The sequence below is a fragment of the Thermoactinomyces sp. CICC 10735 genome (assembly GCF_016055175.1).
GTDB lineage: Bacteria > Bacillota > Bacilli > Thermoactinomycetales > Thermoactinomycetaceae > Thermoactinomyces > Thermoactinomyces vulgaris.
In genome coordinates this window covers 59146-80956 of sequence record NZ_JAECVT010000003.1, presented here as the reverse complement: position 1 = coordinate 80956, position 21811 = coordinate 59146, and the positions used below count along the sequence as shown (strand labels likewise).

Below are 21811 nucleotides of genomic sequence, written 5' to 3'. Positions count from 1 at the left end.
TTTTTCTGGTTTCAACCGGTCAGGCGGACGGAATTTTCCTTGTGGGAGAGACGAAGCGACCGGGTTAACGTAAGAGTCAACAACACAGTGGCGATCAAGAGGACGGAGATCATGAAAATCACCCCGTACCAACCAAAGCGGGTCAAAAAGAACCCGCCGGCCCATCCCAAGAGGCTGGAGCCGGTGTAATAAAACAACAGGTATAAAGAAGAAGCGTACACTTTGATCCGGGGGTCTGCGATCATCCCGACCCATCCGCTGGCAAGGCTGTGTCCGGCGAAAAATCCGGCTGCAAACAAGATCAAGCCGGCCATCAACAAAAAGAGATTTCCGGTGCAGGTCAAAAGGGCACCGGCCAATGCCATGACCACCCCGCTGATCAAGAGGGAGGATCGCGAGTGGTTTTCTGTCAGTTTCCCGAAGAAATACGAACTCCACGATCCGGAAAGTTGAAAAATAAATAAAAAGCCGATCGCCGTTTGGCTCAATTGATACGGAGGATTGGACAAAGGAAAAGCGATGTAGTTAAACAATGTAATGTAGGCGCCGAGCAGCAAAAAGGCCATGGCGTAAATGGACAACAGATATTTGTTTTTCATTCCGCCGATCATGCCTGAAATCCAGTTGGAAAAAGAGAGTTGTTCTTTTTTGAAATGTTTGGATTCAGGAAGCAAAACGAAAAACAGCGCACTGCATAAAAAACTGAAAATCCCCAGCGCAAGGGCGCCCGCCTGCCAAGAATAAAAGTCGGCAAAAACACTGACCCATATTCTCCCAAAGAAACCGCCCACTGCATTGCCGCTCACATAAATCCCCATGATGCGCCCGATGTGTTTCGGTGAGATTTCTTCATTCAGATAAGTGATGGCAACGGATGGAAATCCGCTCATCGCCAGTCCCTGGAAAACCCGCAAAAAAACCAGGGTTTTGAAATCCGGGGTGAATGCCGTGGCGATTCCCGCCAAGGATGCCAACAACAAAGACACTCCCATGATTTTTTTCCGGCCCCAGGCATTGGAAAAAACTGTGAGAATCAACATTCCGACGGCCAGTGAAAAGGTGGCCAGCGAAACAGACAAACTGGCATGAGACGGGGAGATTCCCATTTGTGAGGCAAACGCATTGATCAATGTTTGCGGATAATACAGCTGGGCAAAAGTCACCATGCTCCCCAACAGCATGCAAACAAAAATCCGGTAATATTCACTGCTGCCGGATTCGACATATTTCATGAAGCACCTCTCCTCATTGTGAAGCTGTTGCTTTGGTTTTTAGTGTACTTCCGGCAGGCTGATGTGTCTATTGCATTATATTTATTTAAATGATAATTTTTTGCTATCAATAAAGAGAAAGAGGTTATCGAAGAATGGAATGGCAGCAGCTGGAATACTTTTGTCAAGTGGCCAAAACCGAGCACTTCCGGAAAGCGGCAAACCGGCTGGGCATTTCCCAACCGGCTCTCAGCCGTTCCATGGCCAAACTGGAAGAAGAGTTGGGGGTGCCGCTGTTTGACCGGGTCGGCCGTTCCGTCAAGCTGAATGCCTTCGGCCGGGTTTTTTTGAAACGGGTGGAAAATGCGCTCAATGAAATTTCCGTCGGGGTTCAGGAGATTGAACAATTGAAAAACCCGGATACCGGGAAGGTTTCGGTGGCCTTTCTCCGCACGTTGGGTGTCACGGTTTTGCCGGAGTTGATCCGCAGCTTTAACCAAAAATATCCCCGGGTGGAAATTCAACTGATCCAAAGCACCATTTCAAGAAGCGTGGAGCTGTTGAAGGCCAGGGAGGTTGATTTGTGCCTGATCAGTTCGTATGCGTTTCCGCCTGGCATTCAGTGGCATCCGCTGATGGAACAGGAATTGTTTTTGTATGTTCCGGCGAACCACCGGCTGGCTGCAAAAGACTCTGTGGATCTGAAGGAGATTGGCGGCGAAAGCTTTGTCGGTTTTCGGCAAGGATTGGAGATGAGGGAACGGATCACCTATTTTTGCCGGAAAGCCGGTTTCACCCCGGTCATGAAATTTGAAGGCGAAGATGTATCGACGTTGGCCGGGTTGGTTTCAGCCGGATTGGGCGTGACGTTGATCCCGGAATACCGGGGCATCAGCGAGGCCAAGATCAAAAAGATTTCCGTTCGGAATCCAAGATGTTACCGGAAGATCGGATTGACTTGGTTGAAAGACAATCCGTTATCCCCGTCCGCTGAGCGGTTTCGTTCCCATGTGATTGAATGGTTTGCAACCTGAGACGCGGCGGTTTTAAAACAGCCGGTTCTCATTTTTGCGGGCTGGCGCCTGGCAGTTTGCCCGTTGCTATGCTTTGCCTTGTTGCATACCCTGTCAGCAGGTTTTCTGAACAGGAAGGGATGAAACCGTTTGAAAAAGAAGAATTCAATATCGATTTCAAGTGGAGGGATTTGGTGAAAAGAAATTTCGGAATTGCGAGTCTTTTAATCGCTGTCTTGCTGGTTGCCTGTCAGCCTGATTCCGCCCCCGTCACCCGGCCAGAAAAACCGGTACGTCTGATGAGTCCCATCACCGGCACTCCTGTTGAGAAAGAGGAACCCAAACCCGTGATCATGGCCATGATCAACAACCATCCAGCGGCCCGTCCGCAATCCGGGCTTCAATTGGCGGATGTGGTGGTGGAGATTTTGGCGGAAGGAGAGATCACCCGGTTCGCGGCTTTTTATTATAACCGGTTGAACGGGGTGATCGGTCCGGTCCGGAGTGTCCGGGATTATTATCTGGACCTGGCGGACGGAACCGGGGCGGTGGTGGCGCATGCCGGCGGTTCCCCGTCTGCGTTAAACCGGATCCGTGAGGAGAAAAAGCCGGCGATCGACGGGGTCCATCAAGACGAAAAACATTTTTTCCGCGTCGATTTTCGCAAACCGCCGCATAACCTGTATGCCCGGTTGGAAGAATTGAGCCGGGTTGCAAAGCAACGGGATTATCCCGATTACAGTGGAAAGCCGGCTTACCAGTTTTCCGGTGAAGCGGTCACCGGCGGGGGAAAGGCCGCCGGGAAGGTCCGCCTCATTTACCATAAATTGTACGAAGCCGGGTATCAATATGATCCGGCCAAGCAGCAATATGTCCGCTACACCGAAGGCGAGATGCAAACCGATAGGGAAACCGGGGAGCCGGTCACCATGCAAAATGTACTCGTGATTTTTGCCAAACACAAGGTATTGGATTATGTGGGACACCGGGCGGTGGATATTACGGGGCAGGGGAAAGGTTATTTGCTCCAGCAGGGGAAGGCGGTCCCGGTCGAATGGAAGTACCGGGACGGATGGATCGTTCCTTACCGTGACGGAAAAGAATGCACGTTGCTGCCCGGGAAAACATGGATCAATGTTTTGCCGGAGACCGGAGAGGTTCTTCTCCAATAACCTCTTATTTTCTGCTATACTTATCAGAGGCATAACTTTAAAGGGCGAAAGGACTTCCTTCTACCTCGAGGAGGAATGATGAATGCAACTGAATAAACTGAACAAAAAAGAAGTGGATCAACTTTTTCAGGCAATCTTGCAACTTGAAACCATTGATGAATGTTACCGTTTTTTTGAAGATTTATGTACTGTCGGGGAGATCAAGTCACTGGCGCAACGGTTGGAAGTGGCCCGGATGCTCGAAGATGGTTGCACTTATAACCAGATTGAAACCGAAACGGGCGCCAGCACGGCAACGATATCCCGTGTCAAACGCTGTCTCCACTACGGTACCGACGGTTATTTGCTCGCCTTGGAACGTTTAAAAGAAGCGAAGGAAGAAAAATCCCCTGAAAAATGATAATACGGATGACTTTTTGCTGAAAGGCTGTGTTTTCCTGTACGGATCACAGCCTTTGTTTTCTTTTCATTTTCTCTGCGGTGTATAATAGGGATTGTAGGTTTCGGGCGGGGGGAAAAGTATGATAAAAAAAGTGAAGAAATGGAGACATGTCTTTAAATTGGACCCCAACCGGCGGCTTTCTGATCTGGCACTGGAAAAGATTTGCCAATCCGGAACTGATGCGATTATAGTTGGGGGAACGGATGGAATTACGTTTCAAAACACATGGCAATTGCTTGAACGGATACAGAAATATCAAGTGCCTTGTGTGCAGGAAATTTCGACGATGAAGGCGATTGTACCCGGATTTGACGGTTATCTCATTCCATCGGTGTTAAACACCGATCAAGCCAAGTGGATTCATGGGGCGCACCTGGAGGCCATCCGGCGTTACGGGAGCAGCATTCCCTGGGAGCAGGTTTTGTTGCTCGGATATGTGATTTTAAATCCAGGGGCCAAGGTGAGCCGCTTGACACAGGCCAAAGCGGACCTGACCGAAGAAGAAGCGGCCGGCTATGCCGATTTGGTGGAAAATTTGTTCCGGTGGCCGGTGCTTTATGTTGAATACAGCGGGACCTTTGGCGAGGAGAAAAAGGTGCGGGCCATTCGCCGAAAATTAAAGCAGACCCGGTTGTTTTACGGGGGAGGCATCACCAACGAAGAGCAGGCGAAAACCATGGCCCGGTGGGCCGATACCGTTGTCGTGGGTAATGTGGTTTACACCAATGTGGAAAAAGCGGTTCAAACCGTGACATGGGTCAAAGAAACAAAGTTGCAGGAGAAAGGGTGAGCTGATGCTTAACCAGTTGTCGACGGAGACGTTGCTTGAGGGCTTGAACCCGATGCAGCGAAAAGCAGTGGAAACCACCGAAGGCCCCGTTCTGATCGTGGCCGGGGCCGGAAGCGGAAAAACCCGGGTTTTGACACACCGCGTGGCTTATCTTCTCAGTGAAAAACAGGTTCACCCCTGGAATATTTTGGCGATCACCTTTACCAACAAAGCGGCGCGCGAAATGAAAGAACGCATCGTCTCTTTGGTGGGGCCCCGGGCGGAAGAGATCTGGATCTCCACCTTCCATGCGATGTGCGTGCGCATTTTGCGGCGGGATATTGACCAGCTGGGGATGTCGCGCAACTTCACCATTCTGGACACTTCGGACCAATTGAGCGTGATTAAACAAGTTTTAAAGGAAGAAAATCTGGATCCCAAAAAGTTTGAGCCGCGTTCCCTTTTGAATCAAATCAGCCATGCGAAGAATCAATTGGCCGGGCCGGCAGAAATGAAACAGGGTGCGCGCAACTTTTTCGAACAGGTGGCAGCAGATGTTTACGAAAAATACCAAGAGAAATTGCGGGCCAATCAATCCTTGGATTTTGACGATTTGTTAATGGAAACCGTCCGGCTTTTCAAATCGCGGCCCGAGGTGAAAGAGTATTACCAGCGCAAATTCAAGTACATTCATGTGGATGAGTATCAGGATACAAACCATGCCCAATATGTATTGGTTCAAATGCTGGCGGAACATCACCGGAATATTTGCGTGGTCGGTGATTCGGACCAATCGATTTACCGTTTCCGGGGAGCGGATATAAGGAACATTCTCCATTTTGAACAGGATTATCCGGATGCGGTGCAAATCAAGCTGGAGCAAAATTACCGTTCCACCAAAAACATCCTCCAAGCCGCCAATCATCTCATTGCCCACAACACGGAACGGAAACCCAAAGAATTGTGGACGGCCAATGAGGAAGGAAGCAAGATTCAATTGTTTGAAGCCGGTACTGAGCAGGAAGAAGCCTTCTATATTGCCGAAACCATTTCAAACGGCATCAAACAAGGAAAACGGTATTCCGATTATGCTGTGTTGTACCGGACCAATGCACAATCACGGGTGATCGAGGAAGTGATGATGAAATCCAACATTCCTTACACCGTGGTTGGCGGCATCAAGTTCTACGAACGAAAAGAGATTAAAGATTTGTTGGCATATTTGCGTCTGATTGTCAATCCCCATGATGATCTGAGCCTTTCCCGCATCATCAATGTGCCCCGCCGCGGTGTCGGAGCGGCTTCGCTGGAGAAAATCCAAAATTATGCAGTGCAAAACGGCATTTCCATGTTTGAAGCGCTGTTGGAGATGGAGCACATCGGACTGTCCAAGCGGACCCTGAAGCCGCTGGAAACCTTTGTCGGATTTGTGCGCGAGCTTCATGCCATGATTGAATATCTGTCAGCCGTGGAAATGACGGAAGAAGTGTTGCAACGAAGCGGCTACAGAGAAGAATTGAAAAAAGAGAAGACCATCGAAGCGGCGAGCCGGCTGGAAAACATTGATGAATTTTTATCGGTCGCCCAAGAGTTCGAGAAAAGAAATGAAGACAAAACATTGATCAGCTTTTTGACGGATTTGGCTTTGATTTCGGATGTGGACCAGCTGGATGAAGAGGAGGAAAAAAATGCGGAATCCGTGGCGTTGATGACATTGCACAGCGCCAAAGGACTCGAGTTTCCGCATGTCTTTTTGGTCGGCTTGGAAGAAGGGATTTTCCCTCACATGCGTTCACTGGATGACGAGTCGGAGATGGAAGAAGAAAGGCGGCTGGCCTATGTGGGGTTGACCCGTGCGGAGAAAGTGCTTCACCTGACACGGGCCCGGACGCGGACGATTTTTGGGCAAACCAGTTCCAATCTGCCTTCCCGTTTTTTGAGGGAAATTCCGGCAGGGTTGTTTGAAGAAGCCGGACAGAAAAAGGAAGCGCCGACGCCAAGCCGAAGCTTCAGGAAAGTGGCACGGCCGGCACCCAATCCGGAACGCAACTGGCAGGTCGGGGACAAAGCCGTCCACAAAAAATGGGGGGTCGGCACGGTCGTCAAAGTGCAGGGGGAAGGCGACGACATGGAGTTGAACATTGCATTTCCCGCTCCGGTCGGGGTGAAAAAATTATTGGCCAAATATGCTCCCATCACGAAAGAATGATGAACAGGAGGATGAAGTTGGATTGAAGCTGGAAGAGGCAAAGAAACGCGTGCTGGAATTGCATGATGAAATCAATGAACATAACCACCGGTATTATGTTTTGGATGATCCGGCCATTTCCGATGCCGAGTATGACCGGTTGATGCGCGAGCTCATGGCATTGGAAGAGAAATTTCCCGAACTGAAAACCCCGGATTCCCCCACCCAGCGGGTTGGCGGAGAACCGCTTCCTTATTTTGAAAAAGTCGAGCACACCGCCCCTATGCTCAGTTTGGGGAACGCTTTTGACGAGCAGGATTTGCGTGATTTTGACGAGCGTGTGAGAAAAGCGGCCGGCCGCCAAAATGTCCGTTATGTTTGCGAGTTGAAAATCGACGGGTTGGCGGTTTCCGTCAAATATGAAGACGGCCGTTTTGTCTTGGGATCCACCCGGGGAGATGGCATCACCGGGGAAGATATCACGCAAAACTTAAAAACGATCCGGTCCCTGCCTTTGCGCATCAACGAACCGCTTTCCATCGAAGTTCGCGGGGAAGCGTACATGCCGCGGCGGGCTTTTGAACGCTTGAACCGGGAACGGGCCGAAAACGGGGAACCTTTATTTGCCAACCCGCGCAATGCGGCAGCCGGTTCGCTTCGCCAGCTGGATCCCAAATTGGCGGCCCGGCGGACGCTGGATTTGTTTGTTTATGAGATCGGACAATTGGAAGGCCATACCGTCCAAACCCACACCGAAGGGCTTCAATTTTTGGAGACGTTGGGCTTTAAGGTGAATCCGGCCCGGCAGACGGTGGAATCCGTGGAGGAAATGCTGGCTTTCATTGAAAAATGGGGAAAGAACCGCCCGGATCTTCCTTACGAGATTGACGGCATTGTGATCAAAGTCGATGAATTGGCGTTAAGAAAACAGATGGGGAACACCGCCAAAAGCCCCCGTTGGGCCATTGCCTATAAATTCCCGGCGGAAGAAGCCGTCACCCGTCTTTTGGACATCACCCTGAATGTCGGTCGGACCGGCGTGGTGACACCGACTGCCGTTTTGGAGCCGGTCAGCCTGGCCGGAACCACCGTCCAACGAGCTTCTCTGCATAACGAAGACTTGATCCGTGAAAAAGATATCCGGATCCATGATTATGTGGTGGTGAAAAAAGCAGGAGACATCATTCCGGAAGTGGTGGGCGTTCTCACCGAAAAGCGCACCGGCGGAGAAAAAGCGTTTTCCATGCCGGAACACTGTCCGGAGTGTGGCAGCGGGCTGGTCCGCCTTGAAGGTGAAGTGGCGCTTCGCTGCATCAATCCCGAATGTCCGGCGCAGACTCGGGAAGGCATCATCCATTTTGTTTCGCGTGGTGCGATGAATATCGAAGGGCTGGGCGAAAAAGTGGTGACCCAGCTGTTTAACCACGGTTTGGTGCGAAGCGTGGCGGATCTTTATTACCTTGAAAAAGAAGATTTGTTACAGCTGGAGAGAATGGGAGAAAAATCGGTCCAAAACCTTCTGGAAGCCATTGAAAAAAGCAAACGGAATTCGCTGGAACGGTTGTTGTTCGGGCTGGGGATCCGTTTTGTCGGAGCCAAAGGGGCCAAAATTCTGGCGCAACACTTCAAGCATATGGATGCCCTGATGGAGGCGGGCATGGAAGAATTGCTTGCCTTGGATGAGATCGGGCCGAAAATGGCAGACAGCGTGGTCACCTACATGGAAAAACCGGAAGTCCGGGAAACGATCAATCGTTTGAAAGAAGCCGGCGTGAATATGGAATACAAAGGGACGGGTGCGGATGGAGAAAAAGCCGTTGCATCATCACCGTTGGCCGGAAAGACGGTCGTCATCACAGGAACATTGCAGAAGATGTCCCGCAAAGAGGCAACGGACCTGCTCGAATCGTTGGGGGCCAATGTCACCGGAAGCGTCAGCAAAAAGACGGATTTGTTGGTTGCCGGCGAAAAAGCGGGCTCCAAACTGGACAAAGCGAAAAAATTGGATGTGACGATTTGGGATGAAGAAACGTTGTTGAGCCATTTGCCGGAAGAAGTGCGGGTATAAAAAATGGCCGGGGTCTTGTGTGTCAAAGACCCCGGCCATTTGCTTTTTTTATTTTAAACCGGCGGCGAAAAAGAAGGGTTTTTCACAATGCAAAAGAAAATGGAATAGCAAAGGAAAAAATTGTGAAAGGCCGGAGAAGGGTATGAGTTGGAAGTGGTTTTCGGCAGGTTGTGCGTTGTTGACGGCTTGTCTGCTCGGAGTGGCCGCATATCAGGACAAAGAGGCTTTGGACCGGACCTGGACCCGGGGATCGGAAAAACTGGTGTTCAGCAAACAGGCCAATCCGGGCTCGGATTTTCAAGGCAGAGAAAAAATCCGGTTAGAGGATTATGCCCAAAAACTGAACGCCAAACTGGAACAGCCTCAATGGGAACCGGTGCAGGCCGAATCCGTTTTTACGGTTTCCGGAACCATCGAAAAGACAGAAAACCTGGCGGTTCCATACATATGGGTGCACATCGAGTACCAAGGGGAGCCCAAACAGGGATTGCCCAAAACATTGGATGAATATATTCCCGTGGAAAACGGGCGGTTCGGGAAAAGTCTCCGGCTGTTTCAGGGGAAAGGGGATTATCGCGTTTATCTCCGGCTTCCGGACCGGGAAGAAAAAGATTACTTTTATTTGATGGCGGCTTTTACTGTCCACAATGCTTCCGACACGTTGGCACGGGATGTGGCATACAGCATGCAAGCCCGGGAAGCCGAACTGAATCTCTCTTCCCCGCAGTCAGGGTATGTCCGGTCGGACCAGGCCGTCCCGATCCGCGGAGAGGTCAAAAAATCCGTGAAAAAACTGCTGGTGCAATTGAAAAAAGGAAATCAATCCTGGGAACGGGTCATCCGGGTCACCGACGGCAAGTTTCAGGAGCAGATCCCTTTGTTGTTCGGGCAGGGGGTGCATCAGCTTGATGTGATGGTTCCCGACCCGGAAAAATGGGGTTCGTTCCGGGAAGGAGCCACGCTGTATGTGGAACACACGAAAAACATCAAGCGGGAACCGGTTGCCTATACTGATCTTTATGCCCAAAGGGGCATTCAATTGGAAACGCCGGTGGCCAGCGGCGATACGGCCGGCTTGTCCTACCGCGTTGCCGGACGGATTGATGCGACGGCACCTTATGCAAAAGAGACCACCCATCTGATTGTCAAAACCAAAAAAGATGGAGAAGAGGCAACCTATTTTCTGCCGGTGAACAATTTCCGCTTTGATGACCGGATATGGCTGAGGTTTGGTCCCGGAAAATATGAAGTGAACCTGTATGTTCCGGAAATCACAACGGAGAAACGGGATTATTTCCGTTTTTTTAAAGTGGCCCGGTTTGAGGTGAACAGTTCGGCAAAGCAGGATCTCCGGTATTTGCTTCCGTCCAGAGGCATTGAGTCCGACAGTGCGGAGATTCAAAACCGGTCCGGACAACTGGTGAACGGAGCTTCCACACCGCGGGAAAAGGCGAAGGCGATCTATGATTATGTTGCAAAAAACATGACGTATGACATGGAAAAGTACCGGAAAAATGAATTCCATTGGTCGGACAGCGCGATCAAGTCGTTGCGCACAAAAAAGGGTATTTGCCAGGATTACGTGTTTTTGACGATTGCGCTTTTAAGATCCGCCGGTTTGCCGGCCCGTTTTGTGGAAGGAAAAGCGGGGGGACAACGCCATGCCTGGGTGGAAGTCCGGGTGGATGGGCGATGGCTGGTCATGGATCCGACATGGGGTTCCGGGTACATAACGAAAGAGGGAACGTTCCAAAAAAGATATGATTCCCGTTATTTTGATCCTCCTTCTTCCTTACTGGACAAAACACATCGCCGCACGGGCATTGTTTATTGACAAAACAGGGAACGGACGTGCATGCCGTTCCCTGTCATTTATTTAATCCGTTTCCGCCGGTTCCGGTAACAACCAGTCTTCCAGCTGTTTCCGGAGGGATTCCCATGTTTTATCTCCGCGGAGGGAAAAACGGTTTTCCTTGGGGAATGGAACCTTCAACTCTTGATACACCTGCATCGGGCGTTTCGTCAAAATATAGATGCGATCAGAAAGGAGCAAAGCTTCTTCAATGCTGTGTGTGATGAAAAGGACAGTGCGCCGTTCCTTTTTCAGCAAAGCATCCAGCCATTTTTGCATGTGGGTTCGCGTCAGGGCATCCAATGCGCCGAAAGGTTCGTCCAAAAGCAGCCATTCCTTTCCGCTTGCCAAGGTGCGCAAAAATGCCACCCGCTGTTGCATTCCCCCGCTCAGTTCGTGGGGATACAGCGATTCCGTCCCGCTCAAGCCTGCGTTTTCCAAATACCGGCGGATGTGCTCCGGTTTCATTTTTTGATGGTTCAATTCACTGGGAAGAGCAATGTTTTCCGCCACGGTCCGCCACGGGAAGAGGGACGGTTGTTGCGGCATGTAAGCGAAGTTGCCGCGTTTGCCGACGATGGACTGCCCGTTCCACGTAATTTCTCCTTCTGCCGGTTTTTCCAAGCCTCCGATCAGGTGGAACAGTGTGCTTTTTCCGCTCCCGGACGGTCCGATCAAGGAGACGAATTCCCGCTCTTTCACCCGTAAGGAAAGACCGGAAATGACCGGTCCGTTGCCATAAGAAAACGTGATGTTTTTCACTTCCAAAGTCATCGGGAATCCCTCCTTTGATTTCCATTGCGCACTGTCACCATCCGCTCGAAGAATGTGATCAAAGCGAAAAAGAGAAGGCTTAAGCCGGCGACCAACAAAATGGTCACAAAGACCCGGTCTGTGCGGAAAGTGGACGAAGCCAGCTGCATCATCACCCCGATGCCGTTTTCCGCTCCCAGCCATTCGGCGATGACCGCTCCCATCACGCTGTAAGTGGCCGATAATTTCAAACCGGAAAAAAAGGCCGGTAAAGCCGACGGGCATTCACATTTGAAAAAAATTTGCATCCGGGAAGCGCCGGCCATTTTCATATAGGTCAGAAGGGTGCGATCCGTTTCAGCCAATCCGCCCAACAGTGAGACGGTGACAGGGAAGAAACAGATCAGGGCAACCACCAGGATTTTTGGAAAGACGCCAAACCCGAGCCACATCACAAGCAACGGCGCTAGCGCAATCATCGGGATATTTTGCGACAAGATAATCAACGGATAAACCATTCGGCGCAGAGATGAAAATAAATGAAGCACGCCGGCGGTCAAAAGGCCGATGACGGTCCCCATGAAAAGGCCGCTGATGGCAATGCTTGCAGTTGCCCATACGGGAACGGGCAATTGCCGGGACAATGCGAGGGATTCTTTGCCGATTGCCGAAGGGGACGGAAGCACCCAAGGTTCAATATGAAACAAGGAAACCGACATTTCCCATAAGAACAACAGAAAAAGGACGAACCAGACAGGCATGCCCCGTTTAACAATGCTCATCATATTTTTTCGTCAACTCGCTTATCGAAATGCCGTCCGGCTGATACAAGATTTTCACTTGGGCCAGGACGCTGCCGCAACCCATTTTCACCATTTCTTCATGGACTTTCTCAACGATCTTTAGCAGTTCGGACAAGTCCCCTTCCATGGTGGTCTCCAGAGGGCCGACGCGGTAACGGACACCGGATTGGTCAATCAGTTCAATCGCCCGGTCCACATAAGGAATCACTTTTTCCCCGCGGGGGGTTCGCGGCAGGATTTGAAGGCTGACCAGTGCTTGGGCCAATTCAGTTTCCTCCTTCCGGCAAAAATTCATTGGTAAAGGCTTCGTTGGGTACAAATTTTCCCTCCAAAAGGTGGTGATCGCTCAGCCATTTGGCATAGTCCGCCCAAACTTCTTCTTTTTGCCATCCCCAAACTTTGGCATCATCCTTGTAACGGGGGCTGATCCATGCCTGGCTTTTTTTCACCAGTTCGGGATTTAAATCCGGCACTTCCCGGATCAGAATGTCAGCCGCTTGATCGGGATGGTCAATGGCAAACTGATAACCTTTGCTGACGGCTTTCATAAAGGATTGAACGGTTTCTTTGTTTTGGCTGATTTGTTTTTCGCTGGTGATGAGAACCGGGGTGTAATAGTCCAGAGCACGGTCATAATCTTTCAGGTAGACCATGTTCAGCTTTTCGCCGCGCAATTCGGCTTCAATGCCGGTCCATCCGTAATAAATCCACATAAAGTCGATATTTTGTTTGGACGCTTGGAAAAAGTCGACGTTTCCGGTGTTGATGATTTTGACTTTGTTTGCATCCGCCTGATCTTTTTCCATCAAAGAAGTCAGGATCTGTTTTTCAACCGGCGAACCGAAGCCGCCGTAGACTTTGCCTTCAAAATCTTTCGGCCGTTGAATCTGTTTGTCGCGGAGAGAGGCAAAGCCGGAAGTGTTATGTTGCAACACGGCCGCGATGGAAATGATCGGAATCCCTTGGGTTCGGGCATGGGTGACGTTTTCTTGATAACTGACGCCAAAATCGGCCTGCCCGGAAGCAACCATTTGCTCCGCGCCGCTGTTGCCGGGTTGGATAATTTGGACATCAAGCCCTTGTTCTTTGAAATAGCCCTTTTCTTTTGCTACGTACAGTCCGGTGTGATTGGTGTTCGGGGTCCAGTCGAGCACGATTTTGACTGTTTGTCTGGAAGAGTCCCCGGTTGAGGAACATGCCGCCAGAAACAAGGCGAACAAGGTGAAAAGTGCCGTGAGCACCAGACGTTGTTTCATTTTTGTACTCCTTCCTGGTTGCATGCAAAGGGGAAGACACAAAAAAGCACCCCTGATGGAGGGATGCTTGTGCTTGTCTGAAACCATGCGCAATCCCTACGCCGGCATAATCCGGATCAGGTTGTGAGGGTCAGTGTATCGGTACACTATCTCAGCCGGCCAATCTCCGGCTCCCCTTTGCAGGTATTTTTTTGGTTTTGGCATCATTATAACGAATGGATGAAATCATTGTCTATTATATATAATTACAATTATTTACAAAAGGGATTCTTTCTCGTTGATTTCACCCGTGCTATACTAGAAACGTTTGGAATCATCATGTCTTTTTGAGGTGTTTCATGAATAACCAGATCCAATTCACCCATGTCGTTTCCGGAGAAGAAGACGGGAAAATGTTGAAACAAATTCTCCGGAACAAGTACCGTTTTTCCAAAAGAATGATGACCCGCCTGAAAAGGAACCGGTTGGTCACGGTCAACGGCGAAGTGCGTTATTTTACGAGCCGGGTCAGGGAAGGGGACCAAATTGAAATCCGCTATATGGAAGAGGAATCGGAAACCGTCCTTCCCCAACCCGTTTCTTTTGACATTGTCGAAGAAGATGAAGATTTGATCGTGATTGACAAGCCGCCCGGCTTGGTGGTCCACCCCACGCGCGGTTATAAGGAAGGTACTTTGGCCAATGGGTTGATTTACCATTGGGAACAAAGAGGGGAACGAAGAAAGTTCCGGCCGGTGACCCGGCTGGACCGGGACACTTCCGGATTGATGGTGGTAGCCAAACATGCATACACGCATGCTTTTTTGGCGGCCCAAATGGAAAAAAAGCATTATGAACGAAGCTATCATGCCGTTGTCCATGGCCGGGTGGAAGACGAAAGCGGCACCATTGACAAGCCCATTCAAATGTTGCCGGAGGAAAAAGGGGGACGCGTCGTATCTGAGGAAGGCGTCCGCGCCGTTACCCGCTTTCAAGTCGTCAAGCGCTTCCAAGAAACCACTTTGTTGCGTTTGTGGTTGGAAACCGGACGCACGCATCAGATTCGGATTCATTTGGCATCCATCGGCCACCCCATCATTGGCGATCTGTTGTACGGAACCGGGGATGATCAACATCTGATCGGTCGGCAAGCCTTGCACGCTTCTTATCTCCGTTTGCTCCATCCCCGGTGGCATGAATGGAAAGAATGGGAGTCCCCGCTTCCGGAAGATATCCGGCAACTGCTTGAAACATTGGAAGCTGGAGCGTGTTGAATCATTGAGACTTGGCAAGGACAAGGCCGGGTCTGCATGTTCCCCGCTTTGGAACATGCAAACCATTAAATTTTCAAATATTCAAAATTTTATTTGTGGAATTTTATAGAATACGATATAATCAAAATTGAAAAATGGTTTGCAAGACCTTATGTTCTCTTGGAAACGCAAATGTTTCAGAAATAGATGTCGCAATCTTCTGTATATGAAAAAAGGAGGAGATTGTGTTGCGCCGGCCTTGGTGTTTTTTGCTTTGTTTGTTGTTGGCCTTCAGCATGTTTTTGCCCGCCGGATGGGTCGGGGCTGAGAGTGAGGAAATTCCCCCTCCCCAACCGATGGGAAATGTGATCAGCAATCAGTTGCCCCCTCCCTCTGAAGACACCACCCCCGGAACCTGGTTTTTGGGAGCCACTCCGGCAAATGCCGACCCGAACAAACTTCCCATCGTCTTTGTCCAAGGAATGAACGGAAAAGCCCAAAACTGGTGGAACGAGACCAATTATCACGGATTGAATGATATGTATGAAACCGCATACAACAACGGTTACCGGACCGCTTTTGTCCAATTGTATGATGCCGGCGGAAAGCCATCCAGCCAGTGGGATAACGGAGAATTGCTGGCCCGGATGCTGAAGGAAATTTATGACCATTTCGGACAGAAGGTGAATATTGTCGCACACAGCAAAGGTGGTCCTGACACGCAGGCAGCCTTGATTCATTATGGCGCGTATCCGTATGTATCAAAAGTGGTCACCTTAGGCTCCCCGCATCACGGTTCGCATCTTGCGGATCTGGCACACAGTTCCTGGGCCGGGTGGCTGGCAGAGTTGCTGGGACAGCGTTCGGATGCGACCTATTCCTTGCAAACGGGCGAAATGGCAAAGTACCGCGAACAAACCGACAGTCATCCCGATGCGGTTAAAAACGTTTATTACACTGCTGCGGGCACCAATTGGGGACCGAGTTTGTCGGCCTTGTGGTTTGGCGGTTTCTACTTGTCTTCCCATGGAGACAATGACGGGTTGGTGAATGTCTGGAGCACCGATCTTCCTTATGGAAACCATCTGTTTACCAAGGATGTGGATCATGATGCCATCCGGACCGGAACCGTCGCCTTTGCGGAAATCGATTCCGTGCTTCTCTCTGGTCAAGTGGTGCAAACCCGGCAGGATGTTCCCCGGATGAAGGAAGAAAGTGCTGACCATTTTGTCAGAGGGGGACCGTTGACGGCAGGCGAGCAAGCGGAAGAAACGATTTCGGTGGATGCCGGTTCGGAAGAAATCCTTTTCACCGTGCTTACCAAATCCCCTGAAGTGAAAGTCCGGTTGATCTCGCCATCCGGCAAAGTTTACACCGAAACCAGCGGCGTTTTTTCCAAAGCGACGGATGAAGCCTTCTTTCAAGGGGCGGCTGTGCAAATGTTTCATCTTAATGGAAGCCAGTTGGAAAGCGGAAACTGGACGATGCAAATGAACAGTCCGCAAACCGATGCTTATCTCTTGATCACCACCTATTCCGGAGCGGATACCCTTTCGTTCACGCTTCCGGCCAAAGCCGATTCCGGCCGTATCCCCTTACAGATGAATTGGAAAAACACGAATTTGAAACAACTGCAAGGATCCATCCAAGTGATTTCCCCGCGGGGGGAGAAAATTCGAACCGAAAAAATCACCGCCGGACAAATCCTGAAAAATGTACCGGATCTGGCTGACCGCTTCGGGTTGAAGGAGCCGGGCACCTACAATGTCACCATCGATCTTCAGGGAACCAAAGCCGACGGAACGCCTTTTGCACGCACCATCGTCCGGTCGGTTTACATCGGAAAACAGTGAGCGGACCGACGGCAGAGGGTTGCCACATCCTAAATCCGGCATCCGGAGATTTGCGGCGACGGTTGCCGGGAATGTTTGCAAGCAGACTGTGCAAGACAGCGGGCAATGTATCCAAAGTTGCCTGCTGTTTTTTTTATGAAGCAGTTTACCGGCCGGGAGAATCGGGCAATTTTCGGAGTGGGACTTCCAACGCCATATATTATAATAATAGACAAAATTTGCGACCGGGGATGGTATCATAATTTCCAAATGGCCGGACATAAAAATGTTTTGAATAAGGAGATGAATGTTTGATGGCGCAAAAAGAAAAGCCGGTGGCCTGGGTTGTCGGCGGCCCCAAAGGGCTGGGCGTGATGGTGGCCAAAGGGCTGGCTGAGGACGGTTACCGGATTGTGATCAATTATCGACAAAGTCGGAGTGCGGCGCAAAAAATGAAAAAAGAGATCGAAAAAAATGGAGGAGAAGCGGTCATTCTCCAAGGAGATATCAGCAACAAAGAGGATATCCGGCGCATGGTCGGTGAGGTTCGTGAAGATTTGGGGAGGATCGATGCCCTTGTCTGCACGGCCGGACCGTTTATTTTCAAGAAAACGCCCGTGATCGACTTTACGGATGAACATTGGCGTGACATGATCGACGGCAATTTATCCGGCGTTTTTTATTTGGTGCGGGAAGTGATTCCGATGATGCGCAACCAGGGAGGAGGGCGGATCATTACTTTCGGGTATCCGGAAGCGGATAAAGTGTTCGGATGGACCGGTTACGGGCCCTATGCCGCCGCGAAAACGGGATTGGCGGTGTTGACGCAAACACTGGCCCGTGAGGAAGCGGCCCATCAAATTACCGTCAATATGATCCTGCCCGGGGATATTCGCGATCCCTATAAAGAAGCATCCATTTGCGAAGCGAGGGGGAAGGAAGACCAACGCACCCCGGTCGGAAGGCCGGGCACCGGGGAGGATGTCGCACGCGTGGTCCGCTTTTTGGTCCATCCCGATTCCGATTTTATCACCGGTGCCATGATTCCAGTGACTGGGGGTTTCATCAATGGATGATATTATGTAGAATGAGCATAAGATTCGTGTAATATTGCTGTAATATTTTTTAAAAATGACAAACCATTTTGCAGGCTCTTAAGTTATAATGGGTAAGTATTCGAGAGAAGAAAAGATTACTTCTTTTGGAGGAGCCAACTCCAAGCAAACCAACAACCGGCACTGACCAGTCCGCCGATGAGACCGGTGATTCCTGCAACTTTCCATAAATAAAAGGTAAGGAAAAGGCTGATGATCCCGGTCAACCGACTGGAAAAAACTGCAGCTTTTTTGTGCATGACGACGCTCACCACCTTTTCGTTTATCATAGCACAAAAGCGGATGTGCAGGAATTGGTCAGCCTCATTGTCAAATTATCTATAGGTTTTCGTGCTTTTTTGAAGGTGGAAGCATGGATTGGATAGAACAATGGTTTCGGGAGGGTAATCGATGGATGATTTTCGCAGGGTGAGCATGAAAAGTGGTTATAGCCCGATGCCTCCGCGCTCACGCAGTGAACGAGTGGGTCCCCGTTCGCGTTCCCGTTCGGGTGGCGGCGGCGGACGCAAACCGCCCAAAACCGGGTGGAAGAGATTTCTTTCTTGGAAATGGCTTGTATTGGTATTGGTGACATCTCTGCTCCTGATGGTGGGCGGATGTTCAGCCATTATGTTAAGCGAAGGCACTTATGATTTGAAAAAAATTCAAAAAGAAAATATGCCATTTAGTTCCAAACTGTATGATGCCAATGATGAAGTGATTGCCACCATTGGTACGAAACAGCGTGAGTGGGCGGATATTGAAAAGTTAAAAGCAAAAAACCCGATGCTGGTCGACGCTTTTGTCAAAACGGAAGACCGTCGTTTCTATAAACATATCGGGGTTGACTTTGAAGGTTTGTCCCGGGCTGTGGTCAAAAACATCGTCGCCATGGGTGCGGCCCAAGGGGCAAGTACCATCACCCAACAGGTTTGTAAAAACATTATCCTGGAAAACGCCGAAAAAACCATGACCCGGAAGATCAAGGAGCTGGGTTGTTCGCTGAATCTTGAAAAGAGATACAGCAAGGATGATATTTTGGAAGCCTATTTAAACTTTATCGGATTCGGCGGCCGGGTAGCCGGTGTGCGTCTGGCTTCCAAGGTGTATTTTGGCAAGGACCCGGTTGAAGAAAAACTGGAGCCGCAAGAAGTGGCCATGCTTGCCGGGATGCCCAAGGCGCCCAACAAGTACAATCCGCTTAAACATCCGGATAAAGCAATCGAGCGCCGAAATGTCGTCTTGACGATGGTCATGCCGGTGGATGATGAGATGGAGCCGATGCTTTCGGAAGAAGAGGCCAAAAAGCTGGCGCAAAAGCCACTGGAAACTTGTAAAGAATGTGAACAAGAGTATCTGAAACAAAACGAGTTTGATGCTTATAAAGATTTGGTCATTGATGAATTGGAAGAAATATACGGCTTGAATGAAGAAGATCTGGAACAACTGGGACTCAATATTTATACCGGTTTGAATTTGAAAGCCCAAAAAGCGGTGGAAGAGGCTCTGAAAGATGATTCGCTGTTTACCAATAATGAAGGAAAATCTTTGGAGGGGGCCGACGCCGGGATTACCATTATTGATCCCAAAACGGGGCTGATCCGAGCCGTGGGAGGCGGCCGCGAATATAAACCGGGATACCGAAACCGGGCGGTGGCCGATCCGGTGCAACCGGGATCGACGATCAAACCATTGACCGTCTATTCCCCGGCCATTCAGGATCTTGGTTATAATGAGTATTTCACGGTTGAAGACAAAAAGGTGGACTTTGCCGGCGACTGGAGTCCAAGCAACTACTCAGGAGGTCCCAAAGGTGAGGTCAGCATGAAATACATGGTGGCCAACTCGCTGAACTTGTCGACGATTCACTTGTTGCGAGAAGTCGGACTGGAACGGGCCTATAATTACGGGCAAAAACTGGGGCTGGATTTGCAACCGGCGGATAAAGGATATGCACCCCTTGCTCTGGGAGGTTTGAACAAAGGGGTTACTTCCAAGCAAATGGCGCAAGCGTACTCCGTCTTCCCGAATAAAGGTTCTTATAAGCATGCGTACACCATCCGGAAAGTGGTGCAAGGAGACAAAGAGTTGGAGCCCAAAAAAGAAAAAGATGAAAAAGAAACCAAAGTCTTTGATGAAAAGACCGCTTATTGGATGACCCGCATGTTGAAGAATGTCATTACCGAAGGTTCCGGTAAAAAAGCCGCCTTGCATAACGACTGGGATGTTGCCGGGAAAACCGGTACGATCCAAGGCGGGCAAGCCGGATGGTTTGTCGGGTACACCCCCAATATGGTGATGGCTGTCAACGTGTTCTATCCCCAAGGCGGACAGGACAACCCGTACCTGACCGGGGGAAGCGCACCGGCGAAAATCTTCGGCTATGTGATGAACAAAGCGCTGGAAGGGGAGAAACCTCAGAAATTCCAGTTTAACGCACCTGAACCGCAACCGCCGTTTGAGTTGAAACAACCTCAATTAAGTGCGTCGCAACAAAGTGACGGTATTCTCTTGAAGTGGGGTGAACAGGGAGACCGCGTCAAATTCCAGGTATGGCGTGCAGAGGAAGGGCAAGACTTCCAGATGATTAAAGAATTGCCCGGAACCGTGGGAGAATATAAAGATCCCGTGCAACCGCCTCAAGGAGGAAACTTCCTGGATAATCTCTTCGGCGGAGGAGGGCAACCTGCCTCCAAAACCTACCGCTATAAAGTGGTGGCCATTGACACGGAGAAAAACGATCAAAAAGAATCGGGTGTCGTTTCGGTTACACTGGCCCCGCAAGGGGAAGAAAAACCGGATGACGGGGAAAAACCGGAAGATCCGAATGATCCGGGAAATGGAGACGACAACAATAACTTCCCGTTCCCCGGACCCGGCAACGGCAATGACCAAGGGGACAACGGAAATAACGGTGACGATGGCAAGAAGGATGATGACAAAAAAGGAGGATGGCCCTGGTAATCCAAAGACCAGCCAAAAACTTGGCTGGTCTTTTCTTATGCCCGTGATCATAAACTAGTCCTGACAGTCGGACAAAGGGGTTAGGGTTGTATGTGGTCACTGAGGAGATGGAGTTTGGCTCTCCGGATCAGTTTTGTCTATGCGGGAACCGCTGTTGGAGCCGGATTTGCTTCCGGACAGGAAATCATGCAATTTTTTACTTCTCACGGGAAAGACAGCATTTGGGGAGTCCTGTTTGCCATCGGGATGTTTTCATGGTTGGGAGTCCGCATGCTTCTCATGGGAAGCCGGTTGGGCACCCCGTCCTATGAAGATTTCAACTGTTATTTGTTTGGCGAATATTGGGGGAAATGGATGAGCCGGTTGGTCAGTCTCATGTTATTCGGCATCACAACCGCGATGTTGTCCGGCTCGGGGGCTTTGTTTGAGGAACAACTCGGATTGTCTTTTCATTTGGGGGTCATGATAACGGTCTTCATTGCATATGTCGTCATTTTAAGGGGAATGGACGGCATCTTATCGGTCAACTCCCTTGTCGTTCCCATGATGCTTCTGTTTATCGGGATGGTCGCGATTCATGCTTGGAAGACAGCGGATTGGTCTTCTTATATGCCCTTTGCTTTGGTGCCGTCCCGCTATCATTGGTTGGTGCCGTCCCTCATTTACGTGGCTTACAATTTGTCGTTGATGCAAGCGGTCTTGATCCCGTTGGGGGCCAAAGTGGCCGATGAGCCTGTGGTGATGGCGGGAGGGATGATGGGTGGCTTGGGCTTGGGCTTGATGCTTTTTGCCAGCAACCTCGCCATGCAGATTTATTGGACGGATGTGTCTCATCTGAAGATTCCCATGGCTTTTGTCATCAGCCGGTTGGGCGCCGGGCTCAAATACTTCTTTTTATTGGTGATGTGGGCGGAGATTTTGACCACCCTCATCGGCAATGTATACGGGTTGACCGTCAGTTTGAAACCGTGGATTCCGTACCATCCGGCAACTGTGATGGCTGTGATTTTTGGATTGGGCTATCTGTTTTCCTTGTTCGGTTTTCCGGTGTTGATCGGGTTTTTGTACCCTTTTTTCGGTTATGCCGGGCTGGTGACCCTGATCCGGTTGGCACTATGCCGTTTGCCGGCATAATTTGTTAAAAAACAGGGAAGGAGGGGAC

Annotated in this window: 18 protein-coding genes and 1 riboswitch; of the genes, 12 read left to right on the top strand and 6 right to left on the bottom strand. The window is 50.2% G+C overall.

Translation table 11 applies throughout. The annotated features are described in order from the left end of the window. Positions 1 to 11 precede the first annotated feature (11 nt). Complete coding sequence (locus I8U23_RS06680; RefSeq protein WP_037993018.1) at positions 12 to 1232, bottom strand: MFS transporter; 1221 nt, start codon at positions 1230 to 1232, stop codon at positions 12 to 14. A 134-nt stretch (positions 1233 to 1366) separates the two neighbouring features. Between I8U23_RS06680 and I8U23_RS06675 the strand changes: the two genes are divergently transcribed. From I8U23_RS06675 to I8U23_RS06645, 7 genes are all read left to right on the top strand, one after another. After that, entirely contained in the window at positions 1367 to 2245 is an 879-nt protein-coding gene (locus tag I8U23_RS06675; protein WP_037993016.1) for a LysR family transcriptional regulator, read from the top strand. A 119-nt stretch (positions 2246 to 2364) separates the two neighbouring features. After that, positions 2365 to 3396, top strand: coding sequence for a DUF3048 domain-containing protein (locus I8U23_RS06670; RefSeq protein WP_049720558.1), 1032 nt, complete (start codon positions 2365 to 2367; stop codon positions 3394 to 3396). Between the two features lie 82 nt (positions 3397 to 3478). Continuing rightward, entirely contained in the window at positions 3479 to 3796 is a 318-nt protein-coding gene (locus I8U23_RS06665) for a YerC/YecD family TrpR-related protein (protein ID WP_037993013.1), read from the top strand. A 121-nt stretch (positions 3797 to 3917) separates the two neighbouring features. Further along, positions 3918 to 4628, top strand: coding sequence for a heptaprenylglyceryl phosphate synthase (pcrB, locus tag I8U23_RS06660; protein ID WP_037993011.1), 711 nt, complete (start codon positions 3918 to 3920; stop codon positions 4626 to 4628). Positions 4629 to 4632: 4 nt separating this feature from the next. Continuing rightward, positions 4633 to 6816 (top strand): DNA helicase PcrA, encoded by a 2184-nt coding sequence (gene pcrA / locus I8U23_RS06655; RefSeq protein ID WP_037993010.1) that lies wholly within the window; start codon positions 4633 to 4635, stop codon positions 6814 to 6816. 22 nt (positions 6817 to 6838) lie between these two features. Beyond that, entirely contained in the window at positions 6839 to 8863 is a 2025-nt protein-coding gene (gene ligA, locus I8U23_RS06650) for an NAD-dependent DNA ligase LigA (RefSeq protein ID WP_232335476.1), read from the top strand. A 142-nt stretch (positions 8864 to 9005) separates the two neighbouring features. After that, positions 9006 to 10697, top strand: a complete 1692-nt coding sequence (locus tag I8U23_RS06645) for a transglutaminase domain-containing protein (protein WP_147437079.1) — start codon at positions 9006 to 9008, stop codon at positions 10695 to 10697. Between the two features lie 42 nt (positions 10698 to 10739). Here the strand turns inward: I8U23_RS06645 and I8U23_RS06640 are convergent, their stop codons facing one another. From I8U23_RS06640 to I8U23_RS06625, 4 genes are read right to left on the bottom strand one after another with little or no spacing between them, the layout of a single operon-like run. After that, a complete protein-coding gene (locus I8U23_RS06640; protein WP_082240532.1) occupies positions 10740 to 11489 on the bottom strand; it encodes an ABC transporter ATP-binding protein in 750 nt (249 codons plus the stop codon). Further along, positions 11486 to 12250: an ABC transporter permease gene (locus tag I8U23_RS06635; protein WP_131470906.1), complete on the bottom strand. Its 765-nt coding sequence runs from the start codon at positions 12248 to 12250 to the stop codon at positions 11486 to 11488. Before I8U23_RS06635 ends, I8U23_RS06640 begins: the two co-directional genes overlap by 4 nt. Next, positions 12237 to 12536 carry a thiamine-binding protein gene (locus I8U23_RS06630; RefSeq protein WP_037993003.1) on the bottom strand — a complete coding sequence of 100 codons (300 nt, stop codon included), beginning with the start codon at positions 12534 to 12536 and terminating at the stop codon, positions 12237 to 12239. The genes I8U23_RS06635 and I8U23_RS06630 overlap by 14 nt, the downstream gene beginning before the upstream one ends. Position 12537: 1 nt before the next feature. After that, on the bottom strand, positions 12538 to 13527 hold the full coding sequence (locus I8U23_RS06625; RefSeq protein ID WP_037993002.1) for an ABC transporter substrate-binding protein: 990 nt from the start codon (positions 13525 to 13527) through the stop codon (positions 12538 to 12540). A 76-nt stretch (positions 13528 to 13603) separates the two neighbouring features. After that, positions 13604 to 13714: riboswitch (TPP riboswitch) on the bottom strand. A gap of 151 nt (positions 13715 to 13865) precedes the next feature. Between I8U23_RS06625 and I8U23_RS06620 the strand changes: the two genes are divergently transcribed. The 3 genes from I8U23_RS06620 to I8U23_RS06610 all read left to right on the top strand — a co-directional run bounded on the left by I8U23_RS06620 (position 13866) and on the right by I8U23_RS06610 (position 17667). After that, a complete protein-coding gene (locus I8U23_RS06620; RefSeq protein ID WP_198050846.1) occupies positions 13866 to 14780 on the top strand; it encodes an RluA family pseudouridine synthase in 915 nt (304 codons plus the stop codon). A 227-nt stretch (positions 14781 to 15007) separates the two neighbouring features. Then, positions 15008 to 16612: an esterase/lipase family protein gene (locus I8U23_RS06615; protein ID WP_049720553.1), complete on the top strand. Its 1605-nt coding sequence runs from the start codon at positions 15008 to 15010 to the stop codon at positions 16610 to 16612. A gap of 293 nt (positions 16613 to 16905) precedes the next feature. Beyond that, positions 16906 to 17667, top strand: coding sequence for an SDR family oxidoreductase (locus I8U23_RS06610; RefSeq protein ID WP_049720552.1), 762 nt, complete (start codon positions 16906 to 16908; stop codon positions 17665 to 17667). A gap of 116 nt (positions 17668 to 17783) precedes the next feature. Here the strand turns inward: I8U23_RS06610 and I8U23_RS06605 are convergent, their stop codons facing one another. Beyond that, positions 17784 to 17945 carry a hypothetical protein gene (locus tag I8U23_RS06605; RefSeq protein ID WP_156097693.1) on the bottom strand — a complete coding sequence of 54 codons (162 nt, stop codon included), beginning with the start codon at positions 17943 to 17945 and terminating at the stop codon, positions 17784 to 17786. A 151-nt stretch (positions 17946 to 18096) separates the two neighbouring features. Between I8U23_RS06605 and I8U23_RS06600 the strand changes: the two genes are divergently transcribed. Both I8U23_RS06600 and I8U23_RS06595 read left to right on the top strand, forming a co-directional pair. Beyond that, a complete protein-coding gene (locus I8U23_RS06600; RefSeq protein ID WP_049720551.1) occupies positions 18097 to 20649 on the top strand; it encodes a transglycosylase domain-containing protein in 2553 nt (850 codons plus the stop codon). A gap of 90 nt (positions 20650 to 20739) precedes the next feature. Next, entirely contained in the window at positions 20740 to 21783 is a 1044-nt protein-coding gene (locus I8U23_RS06595; protein ID WP_131470907.1) for a YkvI family membrane protein, read from the top strand. The last annotated feature ends 28 nt before the right edge of the window (positions 21784 to 21811 follow it).

Excerpts from the sequence above, each read along its gene's own strand:
- I8U23_RS06680 (WP_037993018.1), bottom strand. The coding sequence starts at position 1,232 with ATGAAATATGTCGAATCCGGCAGCAGTGAATATTACCGGATTTTTGTT.
- I8U23_RS06675 (WP_037993016.1), top strand. The coding sequence starts at position 1,367 with ATGGAATGGCAGCAGCTGGAATACTTTTGTCAAGTGGCCAAAACCGAG.
- I8U23_RS06670 (WP_049720558.1), top strand. The coding sequence starts at position 2,365 with ATGAAACCGTTTGAAAAAGAAGAATTCAATATCGATTTCAAGTGGAGG.
- I8U23_RS06665 (WP_037993013.1), top strand. The coding sequence starts at position 3,479 with ATGCAACTGAATAAACTGAACAAAAAAGAAGTGGATCAACTTTTTCAG.
- pcrB (WP_037993011.1), top strand. The coding sequence starts at position 3,918 with ATGATAAAAAAAGTGAAGAAATGGAGACATGTCTTTAAATTGGACCCC.
- pcrA (WP_037993010.1), top strand. The coding sequence starts at position 4,633 with ATGCTTAACCAGTTGTCGACGGAGACGTTGCTTGAGGGCTTGAACCCG.
- I8U23_RS06645 (WP_147437079.1), top strand. The coding sequence starts at position 9,006 with ATGAGTTGGAAGTGGTTTTCGGCAGGTTGTGCGTTGTTGACGGCTTGT.
- I8U23_RS06640 (WP_082240532.1), bottom strand. The coding sequence starts at position 11,489 with ATGACTTTGGAAGTGAAAAACATCACGTTTTCTTATGGCAACGGACCG.
- I8U23_RS06635 (WP_131470906.1), bottom strand. The coding sequence starts at position 12,250 with ATGAGCATTGTTAAACGGGGCATGCCTGTCTGGTTCGTCCTTTTTCTG.
- I8U23_RS06625 (WP_037993002.1), bottom strand. The coding sequence starts at position 13,527 with ATGAAACAACGTCTGGTGCTCACGGCACTTTTCACCTTGTTCGCCTTG.
- I8U23_RS06620 (WP_198050846.1), top strand. The coding sequence starts at position 13,866 with ATGAATAACCAGATCCAATTCACCCATGTCGTTTCCGGAGAAGAAGAC.
- I8U23_RS06610 (WP_049720552.1), top strand. The coding sequence starts at position 16,906 with ATGGCGCAAAAAGAAAAGCCGGTGGCCTGGGTTGTCGGCGGCCCCAAA.
- I8U23_RS06605 (WP_156097693.1), bottom strand. The coding sequence starts at position 17,945 with ATGCACAAAAAAGCTGCAGTTTTTTCCAGTCGGTTGACCGGGATCATC.
- I8U23_RS06600 (WP_049720551.1), top strand. The coding sequence starts at position 18,097 with ATGGATGATTTTCGCAGGGTGAGCATGAAAAGTGGTTATAGCCCGATG.
- I8U23_RS06595 (WP_131470907.1), top strand. The coding sequence starts at position 20,740 with ATGTGGTCACTGAGGAGATGGAGTTTGGCTCTCCGGATCAGTTTTGTC.